Genomic DNA, 19,596 nt, shown 5'->3' with positions numbered 1-19,596 from the left:
GGCTGGCAGTAGGAGTGAACACCTCCATTCCTGGTCAGAAGGACCCTCCTGTCATGCCTGTTGCAAGTCGTCCCCAGCTCGCCATTGCAATCCGTCGCGCCCTGTTCAGCTGTGTGCTGGTGGCAGGTGCCAGCCATTCATGGGCGGCGCTCGCACAACCACTGGAGGCGACGGCTACCAGGCCGTACGAGATCGCCCCAGGGCCGCTCGGCCGGGTCATGGCCAGCTTCGCGCTGGCCTCCGGTGTGGCCCTGTCGTTCGAGCCTGCATTGACGGAAGGCCTGTACAGCCCAGGCCTCAACGGTCGCTATTCCCCGCGTGACGGCATGGCGCAACTGCTCGCCGGCAGTGGGCTCGAACTGGTCGAGCTGGGCGACGGCAGCTTCAAACTGATCAGGCAAGTGGCCAGTGGCGACGGCCTAACCCTGGCCGCGACCACCATCGACGCCAACAGCATGCGCCACGAAACCCTGCCAGAGGCTTATGCCGGCGGGCAAGTTGCCCGTGGCGGGCGGCTGGGCATGCTGGGCAACAAGGACGTGATGGACACGCCCTTCAACGTCACCAGCTATACCGCCAAAACCCTGTCGGATTTGCAGACGGTCACCGTCGCCGATGCCCTGGAGCGTGACCCTTCGGTGCGCTCCACGGGGCAGACCGGTGGCATCGTCGATTCGTTTTTCATTCGTGGCTTCCCTGTCGGTGAGGGCAACCTAGGGGAGCTTGCTTTCGACGGCGTGTATGGCGTGGCGCCCAACTACCGCGTGTTTACCGAATATGCCGAGCGCGTCGAGGTGCTCAAAGGGCCAGGCGCGCTGATGTATGGGATTTCGCCTAACAGCGGGGTCGGCGGCGTGATCAACATCGTCCCCAAGCGCGCCCTGGCCGAGGACCTGAGCCGTTTCACCGCCAGCTACAGCTCTGACACACAGACCGGTGGCCACCTCGACATCAGCCGCCGCTTTGGTGATCAGCGGCAATGGGGCGTGCGTTTCAACGGCAGCCTCGCCCAGGGCGACACGGCCATCGATGACCAGCAACGGGCGTTGGATATCGGTGCCATCGCCCTGGATTACCAAGGTGAGCGCCTGCGCCTGAACCTGGACTTCATCAGCCAGCGGGAGCGCTGGGATGCCGCGTCTCGGCCCTTCACCGTGGCGCCGGGTGTCGACGTGCCTTCGGCCGCCAATGGCCGCACCAACCTGCCACAGGACTGGGGCTGGTCGGACACCCGCGAGCAATCCGCGCTGCTGGGTGGGGAATACGACTTGAGCGATTCGTTGACTGTGTTTGCCCATGCGGGTGGCGGCAGGGCGGATGTCGCGCGGATGTCCGACCAGGTGCCGAAAATTCTCAATGACGCGGGCGACACCAGCAATACTCCGGGCTACTACAAGTTCAATGTCGACCGCTCCACCGCCGACGTGGGCGTACGCGGGCTGTTCGAAACCGGGCCGATCAACCATACCGTCACGCTCATGGCGACCCGTTACCAGGATGAGCTGTCGCGGGGCATCAACAATGGCACGGAAATAATCTCGAACATCTATCACCCCGTAGCGGTGCCCAAGCAGTACATCAGTGCGCCAAACGTGAATCGGGTGTCTGAAGCCGAGTTGTCCGGCGTAGCCATGACCGACACCTTGGCGGTGCTCGATGACCGCGTGCAACTGACCCTGGGCGTGCGCAGGCAAGCGATCGAGTCGCGTAACTACAGCACCGCAGGCGCTATGACTACCCGCTACAAAGACAGTGCGACGACGCCCGTTGTCGGGGTGGTGGTGAAACCCTGGGAGAATGTCTCGCTGTACTACAACTACGTCGAAGGCTTGAGCAAAGGCGATGTGGCACCGGCCACGGCGGACAATGCCGGTGAAGCCTTTGCCCCCTATGAAACCAAGCAGCACGAACTCGGGGTGAAGTTTGAACGGGACACCTTCATGACCACCTTGGCGCTGTTCCAGATCGAAAAACCCAGTGGCGAACTGGGCGCTGGCAACCTGTTTTCGGTGCAGGCGCAGCAGCGCAACCGTGGCATCGAGTTGAGCATGTTCGGTGAAGTCGCGCCCGGTACCCGATTGCTGGGCGGCGTGACCCTGCTGGACGGCGAACTGACCGATTCGGCCACGGCGGCCAACAAGGGCAATGAGCCTGTGGGCGTGCCCGATGTGCAGGCCAACCTCTGGGCCGAGTGGGACACGCCTTGGGTCGAAGGTGTCACCTTGACCGGTGGCGCGATCTACACCGGCAGCCAGTACATCAACCAGGCCAACACCCAGGAGCTCGATGCTTGGACACGTTTCGATGTGGGCGCGCGCTACACCACCCACATCGAAGGCCGTCCTACCACCTTCCGGGCCACGGTGCAGAACGTCTTCGACCGTGAGTACTGGTCGGGGGTCGCTTCGTATGGCGCGATATCGCCTGGCTACCCACGCGCCCTGCAGCTGTCGGCCACGGTCGATTTCTGAGGCCGGTTCGGCCTGGGCGCGTTCAGGGTTTTGCGGTCACTTGTTCATACGCCAGGGTCATGGTGTGCCAGGTATGCGTGTCTGCAGGTATCAGGTGTTCTATGCGCAGCGAGGCCACGGTCACGTCCAGCGGCATGCCAAAGGTGGTGAAGGTGGACAGGAACTTCAGCTCACCGTGGGCCGAGCGCAGGCGCGTCAACACGACCGGCGAAGGCGATGGGGCAATCGCCAGCGCGGCGGGGCAGGGCAGGTCTTGCAGTAGCTGCGCCAACTGAGGGTTGCCCGCCGCTTCCCGCGAGGCCCTGTGCCACGCGGTGGCGCGGATTTCATCGGCATTGATCAACTGGTCGCCCAGGCCCTCGGGGCACAGCAGCGTTTCCAGCAGGTTGAGCGGCGCATCATCACGGGGCTGTACCCCCGCCATCTGCAACAGCAGCCCGGCGCTGGTGTTGGCGGCGGTGATGTACCACCTGCTATCCAGGACGATCGCAGGGGCAGGGTTGTTGGCCTGCAAAATATGCGCAATCGCCTCGTGCACCATTGCCATGGCGGGCGCATTCAGCGGCGACGCGGTGTAGCGGGGCGCATAACCTGCCGCGAGGAAAACCTCGTTGCACTCCTCCAACGGTACGTCCAACGCAGAAAGCAGGGCATGCAACGTGCCTGGGCTTGGTTTGGCGCGACCGGTCTCCACGCAGCTCAGGTGACGCTGGGATACGTTGGCGCGTAGCGCCAGCTCAAGCTGACTCAAACCTGCCTGTTGACGGTGCCGGCGCAAGTGGTTGCCTGCCGGGTTACCGGCTGAGGCGGTCGGGTGGAAAGGGTGGTTACTCATGGGGCAACTCTGACGGGGCGTGAGCGGGGGCGTCGATGACCTGTGAGGTCATTGAGCAGGCTGCAACCATAGCACTACCTTGGCGCGGTATTGGTTAAGGAGCGTTGCAGATGAAAAGCACGTGGATCGCGCTGGCTACCCTGATGTCATTTTCGCTATACACCGGCTGGACGATGCTCATTGCAGAGCAATCATTGCTCGCATTTGGCCTTGAACTGATGGCCCGGCCTGACACCGCGCAGGTTGTAATCGACTTGTACGTGATGGCTGGGCTTGCGTGCGCCTGGATGATCTCGGATGCCCGTTCGAAAGGGCGATCGTGGTTACGGGTTGCCCCTTTTTTGCTGCTCACGGCTGTGTTTGTGTCGGCGGGGCCGCTTCTGTACATCGTGTTTGAAGGCTTTGGCAGGCGCTCGGCACATCCTGCTCAGGAGGGGGCGTGATGCACGGTGCCCTGTCTGTCTATGCGGTCTGTGTGGTCGCGCTGTTCCTGAAGATGCTGGCGATTTCTTGCTACCAAGGCTATTACCGCCTGCGTTACCAGGCCTTAAGCGCCCCCAACAATCTCAAGCTTAAACAAAGCCAGAGCAGGTCAGTTACTCACCATCAACTCCGGCCCAAGGTAATTATTGACCAGCTCGATATCGTCATCCCCCAGGCTGCCCACCGATGACGCCAGGCGCAGGCGCGACATCAGGTAGTTCAACTTGGCCTCGAACAGGTCATGCCGTGCGTCGAACAGCAATTCCTCCGCATTAAGCACATCCGAGTTGGTACTGGTACCGCCCTCCTTGAAGCCTTTGCGTGTCGAGGTCAGCGAGCGTTCGTTGGACGCGACGGCCTTTTCCAGCGCATGGATACGCATGGCGCCACTCTGCACACCTCGGTACTCACGGGTGGTGCCGGAGATGACTTCCTGGCGGGTGGCGTCGAGCTCGTCCAGCGCTTTCGAACTGTTGGCGCTGGCCTGGCGGGTCAGCGCGCTGGTGCTGCCGCCGCTGTACAACGGGATGTTCAGTTCCAGGCCGATCGAGCTGTACTGGTTGCGCTGGTTCAGCTCCGAAATCGATTGGCTGCTGCCCGCGGTGTAACCCGCAACGAAGTCCAGGGTCGGCCAGTGCCCGGCCTTGGCCCGGTTCACCTCTTCTTCTGCCAGTTCGTAGCTGTGCCGGCGGGCGTGAATCAGCGGGCTGTCGGTTTGTGCTTTGACCAGCCAGTCCTGCAGGTTGCCCGGTAGCAGCGGCGGGGTGGTGAAGCCTGGCTGCAAGGTGGTCAGCGATGCCGGGGTTTCACCGATGTACTCCTCGAGCTTGCGACGGGCGTTGACCAGGTTGTCCTGCGCCTCGATCAGGTCGGCTTCTGCCAGGTCGCGGCGAGCGACCGATTCGTCGATGTCGGTCACCGTGCCGGCGCCCAGCTCCATGCGCCGTTTCGCTGACGCAAGCTGCTCCTCGAAAGCGTTCAGCTTGGCCCTGGCCAGGGTGATGGTTTCGCTGGCCAACAGCACATCGAAATAACTGTCTGCCAGGCGCACCGCGGCATCCTGGCTCTTGGCATCGAACACCGCGACGCTGTAGTCGGCACGCTGCTGGCCCTGGCGGTATTCGGCCATCTTCTGCTTGTTGAACAGCGGTTGGCGCAGGCGCACGCTGGCGCCTTTGGAGTCGTAGTCCAGGTCGTTGTCCTGGCCGCTCTGGCGCTGCGAGCCATTGACCTTGTTGTAATAGGCCGTGGCATTGATCTGCGGCAGCAGGCCGGCTTGGCCGATGGCCCGGTTTTCCAGGCCGGCTTGTTTCTCATGCTCGGCGGCATGGTAGATGGGCCCTTGGTACTGCAGCAGGTCCCAGGCTTGCTTCAGGTCCATGGCACTGGCTGGCAAGGACAACCCCAACAGGCACAACATCAGGCAGTGACGGTTCATCTCATTGCTCCTTGAAAGCGCTGTCGACGCGTTCGAGCATGGGTTTGAGCAGGTAGCTGAGCAGGTTGCGCTCGCCGGTCTTGATGGTGACGGTGGCCGGCATGCCGGGGCGTATGTGGTTGCTGCCCAGCAAGCTCATACCGGCGGGTGAAACGTCCACCTGCGCCAGGTAGAACGGCTGCTTGCTCTCTTCATCGAGCAGGCGGTCGGCAGAGATGGTTTTCACACGGCCGGGGATGTTTGGGGTCTGAGCGTGGTTGAAGGCCGGGAAGGCGATGTCCACGGCAAGCCCTGGGACCATTTTGTCGATGGCCTGCACTGGGATCATCGCGTCGACCTGCAACGGCTCGTCGAGCGGGACGATTTCCATCAGCTTGGCGCCAGGCTGGATAACCCCGCCGACCGTGGCGATGCCCAGCGCCTGGACCATGCCATCGATGGGTGAGCGGATCACCGTGTGGGTCACTTCGTAGTCCAATGCACGCAAGCGGTCGGCCAGGGTGGTGTTTTCCTTGGCGGTGTCGGTCAGTTGCGACTCGACCTCTTTCAAGTAATCGTGCTGGCGCTGAAGCATGCGCAGCTTGATCTCGGTGGCCTGGCTGCGCACCCGGGCGATGTTGTTGAGGTTCTCGGCCTGGCCGGCGGAGAGGTCGGCGTTGCTGCGCTCCAGTTCCAGCAGGCGGTTGCGCGGCACATAACCTTCGGCGGCCAGCACGCGGGTCCCTTGCAGCTCCTGGCCGAGGAAGTTGATCTGCGAGGCGCGGGCGCCGTACACCTGCTGCAGGCCTTTGAGCTGCACGGCCGATGCCGCCAGGTTCTCTTCGAGGATGCTGAGCTCGCCCGCCAGGCCGGCGCGGCGGGTGTCCAGCAAGCGCTGCTGCAAGTCCATGGCAGCCAGCAGGCGTGGGTCTGCGCTGAAGCGCTTGAGCAGCGCGGGGTCGAAGGTTACCGAGTCGCGGTTGTCGCGCTCGGCTTCGAGGCGGTTTTCCACGGTCTTGCTGACAATGTACTGGGCGCTGACTGCGCCCTGTTCGGCCACGGCTCGCAGGGCATCGAGGCGAACCAGTTCCTGGTCCTTTTTCACCACGTCGCCTTCGCGCACCAGGATCGCCTCCACGGTGCCGCCGCTCAAGTGCTGCACGGCCTTGCGATTGCTGGTGACCTTGACCGTGCCGGTGGCCACCACGCCGGCATCCAGCGGCGCCAGCCAGGCCCACAGCAAAAAGCCGCCGAAGCCGGCCAGCACCAGCCACAGGCCCCAGCGCACCGGCTTGCCGGCATCCAGGTCGATCAGGCGCTTGGCCTCGGCAGGGATCAACTCGGTCGGTTGGCTCATGTGCATGATCGGTTACTCCCGTACTTTTACCGAAGCCAGCGGCGCTGCTGCGGCCGCCGGTATCACGCTTGCCTTGCGCAGGGCGGCAAAGACTTCGTCGCGCGTGCCCAGCATCTGCACGCCGCCGTCACGCAGCATCAGCACCTTGTCGACGGCGCACAGCACGTTGGGCCGGTGAGAAACCAGCACCACCGTGGCGCCACGGCCTTTGAGTTCGCCCAGGGCATCGACCAGGGCCTTTTCCCCAACATCGTCAAGGTTGGCGTTGGGCTCATCCAGCACCACCAGGTTAGGTTCGCCATACAGCGCACGGGCCAGGGCAATGCGCTGTTTCTGGCCACCGGAAAGCGGGCTGCCATCGGTGCCCAGGCGGGTGTCGTAGCCCTGCGGGAAGCGCAGGATCATCTCGTGCACGCCGGTGCTCTTGGCTGCGCGGATGACCGCATCGCTGTCCACCTCGGCAAACCGCGCGATGTTGTCGGCGATGGTCCCTTCGAACAGTTCGACGTCTTGCGGCAGGTAGCCGAGCCACGGGCCCAGTTCGCCTTTGTTCCAGGTGAAGATGTCGGCGCCGTCCAGGCGCACCTTGCCGGCCTGGGTCGGCCAGACGCCAACCAGCAGGCGGGCGAGGGTGGACTTGCCCGAGGCGGAGGGGCCGATGATGCCGAGGCTTTCGCCCGGCGCCAGGCTGAAGCTCACCCCGCGCAGAATGGTGGTGTTGGTGCCGGGGGCGCCAGCAAACACGTTCTCCACGGCGAGCATGCCCAGGGGCCGTTGCAGCGACATGCTCGGTGGGCGGCGCGGGTAGTCCTGCAGCAGTTCGGTCAGCCGCCCCCAGGCTGAGCGGCAGCCAAGCAGTTGCTTCCACGAGGCGATGACTTGTTCCACCGGCCCCAGTGCGCGACCGGTGAGGATCGAGCAGGCGATCATCATGCCCGGGGTGATCTTGCCTTCGATCGCCAGCAGCGCACCGGTGCCGAGGATCAGCGATTGCAGGGTGATGCGCACGAAGCGCCCGGTGCTGCTGATCAAGGCCGCACGGTCGGACGCCAGCGTCTGCATCTGCAGGATGCGCAGATGGCTCTGGTACCAACGCTTGCTGATCGACGGCAGCATGCCCATGGCCTCGATGACTTCGGCATTGCGCAGGTTGTTGTTGGCGTAGTTGGCAGACGACAGCGCCGCGTGGTTGGCCTCGGCCAACGGCTTGTGCGTGGCCTTCTCGGTGAGGTACGCCAGGCCGGCGAGGATCATCGAGCCGATCATCGTGACCAGCCCCAGCAGCGGGTGGATCAGGTAGCACACCAGCAGGTAGATGGGCGTCCACGGTGCGTCGAAGAAGGCGAACAAGCCATTACCGGTCAAGAACTGGCGGACCTGTGCCAGGTCTTGCAGGGCCTGGGCCGGGTTGCCACCGGCGCGGTTCAGGTTGCGCTCGAAGGCGGCGCTGAAGATGCGCCGGTTGAGGTCCATGTCCAGGCAGTTGCCGACCCGGATCAACACGCGGGTGCGGATCATTTCCAAGGCGGACATCAGCAGGAACAGCCCGACCACCAGCACGGTGAGCATCGTCAATGTGGTGACGTTACGGCTGACCAGGGCGCGGTCGTAGACCTGGAGCATGTAGACAGCTGGCGTCAACATCATGACGTTTATCACGCCACTGAAGCCTGCCAGTGAGTAGAAGCTGCGGCGCAGGCGAAAGAGCGCCTCTGCCAGCTCGGAACGGGTGCGCGGCTGCTTGTGCATCTGGGGCCTCCCTCTGTACCAAACCGGAGGCCGTTGCGGCGCTCTGGACTGCTCTAGATGTGGCTTCTGGACGGCACGCAGGCGGGTCGCTCTGTAGGCGAATCATCCGAAAACGCTGCGGTGCCCCACAAGCACGAGCGTAGGTTGCAACGAAATATCTTGTAATATCATTTCGCTCTATAAATTCTTTGAACTTTTTATAAGTCACGTAAAAACAGCGAGTTGCAACGCATTATCATCGAGAGTCATTTTTTCGACGGCTTATTGACAAGGCTTGAACCTACGACTTTAGTCTTGATTATTCGGGCCGCTCCAACGGGCCGCGCTTGACCAGAAGTCATCGCACCACCGATCCCGGAAAACCGAACCACGAACTGCGCACGTCAGTACTGACTGGGCGCGGGATGGACCCTGTTGCCCTGTGTCTTTCTCCCGATAGATCGAGGGCAATCTAAATGGCCAATTTCAGCAAGTCGGACCTGGAGTTCATCCTCAAGCAGATCTTCATCGCCGAAGCCCACGCCAAGGGCGCCAATCTCATCGATCTGCTGCCCAACAGCCAGGTGCCGTTTGGCTTGCGCACCGTGGACGGCAGCTACAACAACCTGGTGGCCGGGCAAAGTGAGTTCGGTGCCGCCGACAATTCCTTCCTGCGTTTGCTTGATGCGTCGTACCGCGCGGCCTATGCCGGCACCGGCACGGTGGTCGACGGGCAGCCGCGTACCATCAGCAACCTGATCGTCGACCAGACGCCGAACAACCCCGCCGCCGTCGAAGCCAATGGCGGCGCGGCGCCGGTGATGAGCCCTGGCCTCGATGGGGTGTTCGGCACGGCTGACGACAAGCCCGTGTTCTTCATCCCCAACCAGTCTGCAGACGCGGGCCTGACGGCCGGTTTCAACGCCTGGATGACTTTCTTCGGCCAGTTCTTCGATCACGGCCTGGACCTGGTGACAAAGAGCACCACCGACATCGTGTTCATCCCGTTGCAGCCGGACGACCCGTTGTACGTGCCCAACAGCCCGACCAACTTCATGGTGCTGCCACGCGCCGTGCGCACGGCCGGCGCGGACGGTGTGCTGGGCACGGCCGACGATGGCCAGCCCAACACCACCTCGCCGTTCGTGGACCAGAGCCAGACCTACAGCTCGCACCCTTCGCACCAGGTGTTCCTGCGCGAGTACATGCTCAACGCCGCGGGCGACCCGATTGCCACCGGGCGGCTGATCACCAACCGCGATCTTGGCGACGACGGCAAGTTCGGCACGGCCGACGATGGCAATAGCGAAAATGGCGGCATGGCCACCTGGGCCGTGGTCAAGGCCCAGGCCCGCGACCTGCTCGGTATCAACCTGACCGATGCCGACGTGCACAGCGTGCCGCTGCTGGCGACCGATGCCTATGGCAATTTCCTGCGCGGGCCCAATGGCATGCCGCAGGTGGTAATGCGCGTCAGCAATGGCGCCGATGGGGTTGCCGGCACGGCCGATGACGTGACTCAACTGGTCGAGGGCAATCGCGCCGCGCCGATCAGCTTGGCCAATGCTGTCAGCACTGGGCACGGCTTCCTCGACGATATCGCCCACAACGCCGCGCCCGTGGTGGTCGGCGGCGTGCTGCAGGCCGACGGCGACACCGCGGTGGGCAATGCGCAGCTGGTGGGCCCAGGTGGCAACAACCTGACCTACGACAACGAACTGCTCGACGCCCACTACATCGCCGGCGACGGCCGGGTGAACGAGAACATCGGCCTGACCGCCGTGCACCACGTGTTCCACTCCGAGCACAACCGCTTGGTCCAGCAATCCAAGGACACCATCCTCGCCGCAGGCGACCTGGCCTTCCTCAACGAATGGCTGGTGGATGACGTTGCCGTGCTGCCGACCACACCTGCCGCCATCGCCGCGCTGGTGTGGGATGGCGAACGCCTGTTCCAGGCCGCCAAGTTCGGCACCGAGATGCAATACCAGCACCTGGTGTTCGAGGAGTTCGCCCGCACCATCCAGCCGCAGATCGACGAGTTTCTGGCGCCTAACGGTTATGACACCTCGATCAACCCGGCCATCCTCGCCGAGTTCGCCCACGTGGTGTACCGCTTCGGCCACTCGATGCTGACCGAGACCGTCGATCGCTTCGACCCCGAGTTCAACCCCGTCCTTACCGACCCCAACAACCCCGACCAGCAGCTTGGCCTGATCGCTGCCTTCCTCAACCCGCTGGCATTCGCTGGTAGCGGGGCGACGGCCGATGAAGCGGCAGGGGCAATCATTCGCGGCGTGACGCGCCAGGTCGGCAACGAGATCGATGAGTTCGTCACTGAAGCCCTGCGCAACAACCTGCTGGGCCTGCCGCTCGACCTGCCGGCGCTGAACCTTGCCCGTGGGCGCGACACCGGCATCCCCTCGCTGAACGAAGCGCGCCGTGAGTTCTATGCCGCGACCGGCGACAGCCAGCTCAAGGCCTACATCAGTTGGGTCGACTTTGCCGACCACCTCAAGCACCCGGCATCGCTGGTCAACTTCATCGCCGCCTACGGCACCCATGCGACGATCACCGGGGCGACCACGTTGGCTGACAAACGTGCCGCCGCCATGGCCTTGGTGTTCGGGGGCGATGGCGCGCCGCTCGACCGCCTGGACTTCCTCAACGGCACCGGCGCCTGGGCCAACGTGACCCGGGCCGGCAAAGACGGCGTGCTGGGCACTGCGGACGACGTGAGCGGGGTGACCATCACCGGCGTCGACACCATCGACTTCTGGGTCGGTGGCCTGGCCGAGCAGAAGATGCCGTTCGGCGGCATGCTGGGTTCGAGCTTCAACTTCGTCTTCGAAACCCAGCTGGAGGCGCTGCAGAACGGCGACCGCTTCTACTACTTGTCGCGTACAGCGGGCCTGAACTTCGGCACGGAGCTTGAAAACAACTCCTTCGCCAAGCTGATCATGCTCAACTCCGACGTCACCCACCTGTCCAACACGGTGTTCCTGACGCCGACGTTCACCCTCGAAGTGAACCAGGCCAACCAGTTCACCGGGCTGGGTGCCGACGGCAAGGCCGACCCTACCGGCGGCATCATGATCTACGGCCAGGAAATCGTCCCGCTGGTGATCCGCGACAACCCGGATACCGTGGGCCCCGACAGCAACTACCTGCATTACACCGGCCTGGACCATGTGGTTCTGGGGGGCACTGCGGGCAATGACATCATCATCTCCAGCGAGGGTGACGACACGCTCTACGGCGACGGCGGCGATGACCGCCTCGAAGGAGGCGCCGGCAATGATGCGGTGCTGGGTGGCGCGGGCGATGACATCATCACCGATTCGTTCGGCGACAACCGCCTGGAAGGCAACGCCGGCAACGATGTAATCGTCGCCGGCAGCATGGGCGTTGCCGGCAACCTGATCCTGGGCGGCGATGGCCAAGACTTCATCATCACCACCGAAGACATCAGCACCACGTTCGGCGGCCAGGGCGACGACTTCATCCTCGGCGCCAAGACCAACCTGCCGCCCACCGGCAACGAGGGCGATGACTGGATCGAGAAGGGCACCCAGGACGGTGCGCCCGGCGACAACTTCGCGCCGCTGCTGGGTGACGAAGTGATCGGCAACGACATCTTCGTCGGCGGTGGTGGCTTCGACGAGATGATCGGCGAAGGTGGCGATGACATCTTTGTCGGCAGCGATGCCCAGGACAAGATGGACGGCATGTCCGGTTTCGACTGGGTCACCTACAAGAATGACCAGGTCGGCGTCACTGTCGACCTGAGCCTGGCCGCGCTGGCGCAGCCCCATGGCAACGCGCCTAACCAGAACGCCGGCGTGTTCAACCCGGTCGGCGCCTCGCCGGCCTCGATCCTCGACCGCTTTGCCGAAGTCGAAGGGTTGTCTGGTTCCAAGTTTGGCGATGTGCTCAAGGGTGACGACGTCGATGCAGTCACCATCCTCAACCACGGCGGTGCCACTGGCAGTGCGCTGACCAACGTGGCGCTGATCCACGGGCTGCAGCAGTTCCTGGCTGACGCGGGTTTGCCCACCACCGGCTTTGCCACCGGCAACATCATCCTCGGTGGCAATGGCAGCGACCTGATCGAGGGCCGAGGCGGCGATGACCTGATCGACGGCGACAAGTGGATCAACGTGCGCATCGCGGTGTATGCCGCCGGCGACGTCAACCATACCGGGCCGGAAATCGCCAGCTTCGACAGCATGGTCGACATGATCCCGTTCATGCTCGACCGCACCTATAACCCAGGCCAGCTCAAGGCCGTGCGGGAAATCCTGCCGGGCACTTCGACGGGCGGCGCGGCGTTCGATACCGCTGTATTCTCCGGTGTTCAGGCCGACTATGTGGTTACCCAGAACAACCGTGGCACGGCCGATGTGTCGGACGATGTATGGACGGTGACCGACACCGTTGCCGGCCGTGACGGCGTCGACACCCTGCTGCATATCGAGCGCCTGCAATTTGCCGATGGCCAGCGCGTACTGGTGACCGGCGTGAATGCGCAGCCAACCGGCAGCCCGACTGTCACCGACAACAACGCTGGCGCGATCACCGTGGGCGACATGCTGACCGTGAGCATGGCCGGGGTGCGCGATGGCGACAATGTGTCGCTGACCAATCCGCAAGGCGTGCTCAACAACACCTCGGTGTCGTACTACTGGCAGTTCGAGGCGGACCCGGGCAGCGGTGTGTTCGAGGACATCATCCTGCTGCCGGCCGGCGACCTGGCGTTCCAGAGCGCCGATGGCACGGCGTTCAAGGTCTCGCCAGACCTTGCCGGGCTGTCACTGCGGGTGAAGGCGATCTACCAGGATGCGCACGGCACCACTGAAGTGCTGTTCTCGCAACCCACGGCCGTGGTCGAGGCGGGCGCCCCCGTGGTCCCGACCGCGCCGACGCCGGTGGTTGACGCCAGCGAAGGTGGCGCGGGCCTGCACATGGTCCGTTCCGACCTCAACTTCATCCTCGCGCAAATCAAGATCGCCGAGGCTGATGCCGCCGGGCAGGACATCCTCTCGCTGATACCGAACATCCGTGCACCCCTGGGGCTGCGAGCAGTCGACGGTTCGAACAACAACCTGATGAACCTCAACGGCATCAACAACACCCAGTTCGGGGCGGCCGATAATGTCTTCCCACGCCTCACCGACCCGGTGTTCAACCCCGCTGAAGGCGCGCCTGCCGGCTTCTTCGGCCCAGGCTCGCCGGCCATTCCAGGGTCGTCCTACCAGCAAACCAGCGGCGCAGTATTCGATTCGCAGCCGCGCACCATCAGCAACCTGATCGTCGACCAGACCTCGAACAACCCGGCCGCCTACGCCACAGCCTATGACCCTGGCGCCGACGGCGTGCTCAACTTCGGCACACCGGGTAACGACGATGTGCTCAAGGATGGCGTGCGGGTCGTCGCCAGCCCCGGCCTGGACGGGCAGTTCGGCACCAATGACGACCACGACGTGTACCTGTTTGAAAACACCACGGCGGATGCCGGGCTGTCTGCGCCGTTCAACGCCTGGATGACCTTCTTTGGCCAGTTCTTCGACCATGGCCTGGACCTGGTCACCAAGGGCGGTTCGGGTACCGTGTACATTCCGCTGCAACCGGATGACCCGCTGTATGTGCCGGGTGGCAACACCAACTTCATGGTGCTGACCCGGGCCACCAACCAGCCAGGGCCGGATGGCATTCTCGGCAACGCCGACGATATCCATGAGCACAGCAACACCACCACGCCATTCGTGGACCAGAACCAGACCTACAGCTCGCACCCGTCGCACCAGGTGTTCCTGCGCGGCTATCAGATGACGGACCATGGCCCCGTCGCCACGGGCCGGTTGATCACCAACCGCGACCTGGGCGCCGATGGCAAGTTCGGCAGTGCCGACGACAGCGAAATCGGTGGCATGGCGACCTGGAAAGTGGTCAAGGCGCAGGCCAATGACCTGCTCGGCATTCACCTCACCGATGCCGACGTCAACAACGTTCCGCTGCTGGCGACCGATGCCTATGGCAACTTCATCAAAGGGCCCAATGGTTACCCGATGGTGGTCATGAAGGGCGCCGATGGCCTGGGCGGCACGGCGGATGACGTGCTGGTCGAAGGCAACCCGTTGGCGCCGATCGACCTGACCAACGCCGTGCGCACAGGGCACGAGTTCCTCGCCGACATCGCCCACAATGCCGTGCCAGTGTTCAACGGTGGTGTGTTGGCACCCGATGCCGGTACCCAGGTCGGCAACGCCGTCCCGGTCAACCCGCAGACCGGCGCCAACCTGGCCTACGACAACGAGTTGCTGGATGCGCACTACATCGCGGGCGACGGCCGGGTTAACGAAAACATCGGCCTGACCGCCGTGCACGCGATCTTCCACGCCGAGCACAACCGGCTGGTGGCGCAGACCAAGGACACCGTGCTCGACTCGGGCGACGTGGCCTTCCTCAACGAGTGGCTGCTCAACCCGGTCAACGCACTGCCGGCCAGCCAGGCCGAGATCGATGCACTGGTGTGGAATGGCGAGCGGTTGTTCCAGGCAGCCAAGTTCGGTACCGAGATGCAGTACCAGCACTTGGTGTTCGAGGAGTTCGCCCGCACCATCCAACCGCGTGTCGACCTGTTCTTCGCCCCGACCCAGGTGTACGACGTCGACCTCGACGCCTCGATCGTCGCCGAGTTCGCGCACACCGTGTACCGCTTCGGCCACTCGATGCTGACCGAGACCGTCGACCGTTTCGACATCGACTTCAACGTGGTCAAAGACCCCTCCAGCGCCGACCCCGACCAGCAGTTGGGCCTGATCGCCGCGTTCCTCAACCCGCTGGCGTACGCCGCCAGTGGCGTCACCCCCGAGGATGCGACCAGTGCCATCGTGCGCGGGGTTACCCGCCAGGCCGGTAACGAAATCGACGAGTTCGTCACCGAGGCGCTGCGCAACAACCTGCTCGGGCTGCCGCTCGACCTGCCGGCGATCAACATCGCCCGTGGCCGCGATGTCGGTATCCCTTCGCTCAACGCCGTACGCCGCGACATCTATGGGCAAACCGGCGATACCCAACTCAAGCCGTACACCAGTTGGGTCGACCTGGTGCAACACCTCAAGCATCCGGAGTCGTTGATCAACTTCATCGCCGCCTATGGCACGCACAGCACCATCACCGGGGCAACCACCCTGGTGGACAAGCGTGCGGCGGCGATGGCGCTGGTGTTCGGCGGCGATGGTTCGCCGCTTGATCGGCTCGACTTCCTCAACGGCACCGGGGCCTGGGCCAACGTGACACGGCCGGGCAAGGACGGCGTGCTGGGCACGGCCGATGACCTGAAGGGCGTCACGGTGACCGGTGTCGATGCCATCGACCTGTGGATCGGCGGCCTGGCCGAGGCGAAAACCCCGTTCGGCGGCATGCTCGGTTCAACGTTCAACTTCGTGTTCGAGAACCAGCTGGAAAAACTCCAGGACGGCGACCGCTTCTACTACCTGGAGCGCACCGCTGGCCTGTCGATGAACGCGGAACTGGAAAGCAACTCGTTCGCCAAGCTGATCATGGCCAACACCTCGGCCACCCACTTGCCGGGGCTGGTGTTCTCGGACCCGGCGTTCTACCTCGAAGTGGACCGCAGCAAGCAGTACAACGATGGCCTGGGCAATGCCGACCCGCTGGGCGAGAACGGCCAGCAGGTGGTGTTCCGCGACAGCCCGCTGACCGCAGGGCCGGACAGCAACTACATCCGCTATGCCGGTGACGAGCACATTGTGCTGGGTGGCACCAACGGCGCCGATGTGCTCGTCTCCGGCGGGGGGGACGACACGGTCTGGGGCGATGCCGGCAATGACCGCATCGAAGGCGGCAACGGCAACGACCAACTGCGCGGCGGTGCCGGCGACGACATCATCAGCGACATGGGCGGTGACGATAATATCCAGGGCGGCGACGGCAACGACGTGCTGCACGGCGGTAATGGCATCAACCTGATCATTGGCGGTTTCGGCAACGACTTCATCGTCACCGGTGAAGACGCCTCCGAGGCCATCGGTGGCCAAGGCAATGACTTTATCCTGGGCAGCAAGGCCAACGAACAGGACATGGGCAACGAAGGGGACGACTGGATCGAGAAGGGCACCTCGGACGGTGCCCCTGGCGACAACTTCGACCCGCTCGGCAACGACCCGATCATCGGCAACGATGTGTTTATCGGTGGTAACGAGAACGACAAGTTCAACGGCGAAGGGGGCGACGACATCATGGTCGGCAGCCTCGGCTTCGGTGACCGCTATATCGGTGGCTCGGGCTACGACTGGGCGACCTTCAAAGGGCTGGCCCAAGGCGTAACCATCGACTACAGCGACCGCTTCTTCGATGTGCCGCCGGTACCGGGTTCGGGGGCGTCGGCGCTGGTGCGTTTCGACATCATGGAGGGCCTGTCAGGCTCGGCGCACGGTGACTTCCTGCGCGGCGACAACGAAGATGCCGCCTCGCTGCCCACCGCCGGTGCCAATGGCAGCGTGCTGACCAACATCAACCTGATCAACGGCCTGGCCGATCTGCTGGCGGCTGGCGCGACGTTCTACGACGGCGGCAACATCATCCTCGGCGGCAGCGGCAGCGACCTGATCGAAGGCCGCGGCGGTGACGATATCCTCGACGGTGACAAGTGGCTCAACGTGCGCATCAGCGTACGCGCCAACAGCGATGGCACCGGCCCGGAAATCGCCTCGTTCGACAGCATGGAGCCGATGGTGCCGTTCATGCTCAACGGCACCTACAACCCCGGGCAACTGGTGATCGTGCGGGAGATCCTGAAAGGCACTGACAACTTCGACACTGCGCTGTTCTCAGGCGTGGCGACGGACTACAACGTCGTGGTCGATGGCAATACCGTGATTGTCACCGACCTGGTAGCGGGGCGTGACGGGGTCGATCGGCTGACCGGCATCGAGCGGCTGCAGTTCTCCGACCGGGCCATCGCCTCCGGTGTCGGCACGGCCGCCAACGCAGGCCCGTCGGGCCACCTGGTGATCCTCGACGATGCCACCGGCGTACGCGATGACACACCGGTGGCTGGCCAGCTGCTGCGGGTCACTGACCTGGCCGTGCATGATGCGGACAACGCCAGTGCAAGCAACCCGACCGGTGCGGTCAACGGGCCGGTGGCTTACTACTGGCAGGTCGAGCAATTGCCGGGTTCGGGGGTGTATGAGGACATCACCTTCGTCGCGGCCGGCGAAGTGTCGCGGGCCATCGGCAGCACCTACCGGGTGACCGACGATGTGGCGGGGCTGAGCATTCGGGTGCGGGCGGTGTATCAGGATGCCAAGGGCACCCTGGAAATTGTCGACTCGGCGCCCAACAGCGCGCCGAGCGCCGGGCCGGCCGTGACCGGCTTGCTGATACAGAACCAGACGCTGACGGCCAACCCGGCCACCATTGTCGATGCCGACGGCCTGAGCAACCCGCAGTTCACCTTCCAGTGGCAGTCGAACCGGGGCGTTGGCTGGGTCAACATTGCCGGTGCCATCAACAGCACCTTCGTCCTGACCCAGGCGCAGGTGGGGCAGAACATGCGGGTGGTGGTCAGCTACGTGGATGACTTCGGCGTGCACGAAAGTGTTGCCTCCGACATCCTCGACCCGGTGGCCAACGTCAATGATGCACCGACAGGCGCGGTGCTGATCAGCGACACCACACCCGACCGCGGCCAGGTGCTGACCGCGCTCACCGCTGGCATTGCCGACCTCGACGGGCTGGGTGCGTTCAGCTTCCAGTGGCAGCAAGGCAGCGGCAGCAGCTTCAGCAACATCGTCGGCGCAACGGCGGCCACCTTCACCCCGGGCTTTGCCCAGGGTAACCAGCAACTGCGGGTGATCGTGCGCTACACCGACGGCTTCGGCACGCTGGAGACGCTGACGTCGGCAGCAACCGCGCCCGTGGTGGTGCCGCCCGGTGTGACCCTGGTCGGTACCAACGCGGCCAACACCCTGACCGGTTCGGCGGGTAACGACGTGATCTCGGGCCTGGGCGGTAACGATACCCTCAACGGATTGGGCGGCGCGGACCAGCTGTTCGGCGGCCTGGGTAACGACGTGCTCAACGGCGGTGACGACCCCGACATCCTCAACGGCGACGATGGCAACGACACCCTCAACGGCGGGCTTGGCGCGGACGCCATGAACGGTGGTGCCGGCAACGACACGTTCGTGGTCGACAACGCCGGTGACACGGTGACCGAGGCGCTGAACGGCGGGACCGACCTGGTGCAGACCAGCCTGGCAAGCTACACGCTGACGGCGAATGTCGAGAACCTGACCTACACCGGCAGCAGCAGCTTCACCGGCACCGGCAACGCTTTGGCCAACACCCTCACTGGGGGGGCCGCCAACGATGTGCTCAATGGCGGTGCGGGGGCTGACCGCCTTGTGGGTGGCGTCGGCAATGACACCTACGTGGTCGACAATGCCAACGATGTGGTGGTCGAAGCGTCGGGTGCCGGTACCGACACCGTGCAGACCTCGCTGGGTACCTACACCCTGGCCGGCAACGTCGAGAACCTGACCTTCACCGGGGTGGGCAACTTCACTGCCACGGGCAATGGGCTGGCCAACCTCATCAACGGCGGGGCAGGTAATGACACGCTCAATGGTGACGGCGGCAACGACATCCTCAATGGCAACGCGGGCAACGACACGCTCAACGGTGACGCCGGCAACGACCAGCTGTTTGGTGGGCTGGGCATCGATACCTTGAACGGCGGCGGTGGCGATGACAGCCTCGATGGCGGTGATGGCAATGACTCACTGCTGGGGGGCGCTGGCAACGACACGCTGCTGGGTGGCCTGGGCAACGACACCCTGGACGGTGGCGTCGGCGTCGATTTGCTGCAGGGTGGCGATGGCAACGACACGCTGTTTGGTGACGTCGGCAACGACACCTTGCTGGGCGGTGCCGGCAACGACTTCATCAACGGTGCCGCTGGCAACGATACGGTCACAGGTGGGGCGGGCAACGACACGATGATTGCCACTGACGGCAATGATGTCTTCCAGTTCGCTGCAGGCTTTGGCAACGACCTGATCATCAACTTCGATGCCATCGCGTCGGGCGGCCAGGACCGGCTGGACATCACCGCGCTCAATATCACGGCTGCCACCTTCGCTGCCAGCGTCACCATCGCCGATGTCGGCGCTGATACGCTGGTCAGCATCGGCGCTGCCGACTCGATCCGCCTGGTGGGGGTGGCCGACGCCACGACGGTGACGGCGGCAGACTTCATTCTGGCGGGGTGAGT

At 64.0% G+C, this 19,596-nt stretch carries 7 protein-coding genes; 3 read left to right on the top strand and 4 right to left on the bottom strand.

The genetic code is table 11. The annotated features are described in order from the left end of the window. The first annotated feature begins 53 nt into the window (after positions 1-53). Positions 54-2,471 carry a TonB-dependent receptor gene (locus tag QOS90_RS15380; RefSeq protein ID WP_085273302.1) on the top strand — a complete coding sequence of 806 codons (2,418 nt, stop codon included), beginning with the start codon at positions 54-56 and terminating at the stop codon, positions 2,469-2,471. A gap of 22 nt (positions 2,472-2,493) precedes the next feature. Here the strand turns inward: QOS90_RS15380 and QOS90_RS15375 are convergent, their stop codons facing one another. Then, positions 2,494-3,306 (bottom strand): helix-turn-helix domain-containing protein, encoded by an 813-nt coding sequence (locus QOS90_RS15375; protein ID WP_085273303.1) that lies wholly within the window; start codon positions 3,304-3,306, stop codon positions 2,494-2,496. Positions 3,307-3,416: 110 nt separating this feature from the next. Here QOS90_RS15375 and QOS90_RS15370 point away from each other — a divergent pair, with 110 nt between their 5' ends. Then, positions 3,417-3,749 (top strand): DUF2834 domain-containing protein, encoded by a 333-nt coding sequence (locus QOS90_RS15370; RefSeq protein ID WP_085273304.1) that lies wholly within the window; start codon positions 3,417-3,419, stop codon positions 3,747-3,749. 149 nt (positions 3,750-3,898) lie between these two features. Here QOS90_RS15370 and QOS90_RS15360 read toward each other — a convergent pair whose 3' ends face one another. The 3 genes from QOS90_RS15360 to QOS90_RS15350 are packed head-to-tail and all read right to left on the bottom strand — an operon-like array spanning position 3,899 to position 8,312. Continuing rightward, positions 3,899-5,227: a TolC family outer membrane protein gene (locus tag QOS90_RS15360; protein ID WP_027593774.1), complete on the bottom strand. Its 1,329-nt coding sequence runs from the start codon at positions 5,225-5,227 to the stop codon at positions 3,899-3,901. Position 5,228: 1 nt separating this feature from the next. Beyond that, the gene (locus QOS90_RS15355) at positions 5,229-6,569 is read right to left on the bottom strand and encodes an HlyD family type I secretion periplasmic adaptor subunit (RefSeq protein WP_085273305.1); all 1,341 of its coding nucleotides are present in this window, start codon (positions 6,567-6,569) and stop codon (positions 5,229-5,231) included. A 6-nt stretch (positions 6,570-6,575) separates the two neighbouring features. Further along, positions 6,576-8,312 carry a type I secretion system permease/ATPase gene (locus tag QOS90_RS15350; protein WP_085273306.1) on the bottom strand — a complete coding sequence of 579 codons (1,737 nt, stop codon included), beginning with the start codon at positions 8,310-8,312 and terminating at the stop codon, positions 6,576-6,578. Positions 8,313-8,767: 455 nt separating this feature from the next. On the opposite strand from QOS90_RS15350, the gene QOS90_RS15345 reads away from it, so the two are divergent. Continuing rightward, positions 8,768-19,594, top strand: coding sequence for a peroxidase family protein (locus tag QOS90_RS15345; protein ID WP_085273307.1), 10,827 nt, complete (start codon positions 8,768-8,770; stop codon positions 19,592-19,594). Positions 19,595-19,596 lie beyond the last annotated feature (2 nt).

Source organism: Pseudomonas sp. LAIL14HWK12:I10 (assembly GCF_900184205.1).
GTDB lineage: Bacteria > Pseudomonadota > Gammaproteobacteria > Pseudomonadales > Pseudomonadaceae > Aquipseudomonas > Aquipseudomonas kermanshahensis.
Note: the sequence above shows the minus strand (reverse complement) of the source record. Positions and strands in the feature narration are given on the sequence as shown.

Coding starts and splice junctions, on each gene's coding strand:
- QOS90_RS15380 (WP_085273302.1), top strand. CDS start 54: ATGCCTGTTGCAAGTCGTCCCCAGCTCGCCATTGCAATCCGTCGCGCC.
- QOS90_RS15370 (WP_085273304.1), top strand. CDS start 3,417: ATGAAAAGCACGTGGATCGCGCTGGCTACCCTGATGTCATTTTCGCTA.
- QOS90_RS15375 (WP_085273303.1), bottom strand. CDS start 3,306: ATGAGTAACCACCCTTTCCACCCGACCGCCTCAGCCGGTAACCCGGCA.
- QOS90_RS15350 (WP_085273306.1), bottom strand. CDS start 8,312: ATGCACAAGCAGCCGCGCACCCGTTCCGAGCTGGCAGAGGCGCTCTTT.
- QOS90_RS15345 (WP_085273307.1), top strand. CDS start 8,768: ATGGCCAATTTCAGCAAGTCGGACCTGGAGTTCATCCTCAAGCAGATC.
- QOS90_RS15360 (WP_027593774.1), bottom strand. CDS start 5,227: ATGAACCGTCACTGCCTGATGTTGTGCCTGTTGGGGTTGTCCTTGCCA.
- QOS90_RS15355 (WP_085273305.1), bottom strand. CDS start 6,569: ATGCACATGAGCCAACCGACCGAGTTGATCCCTGCCGAGGCCAAGCGC.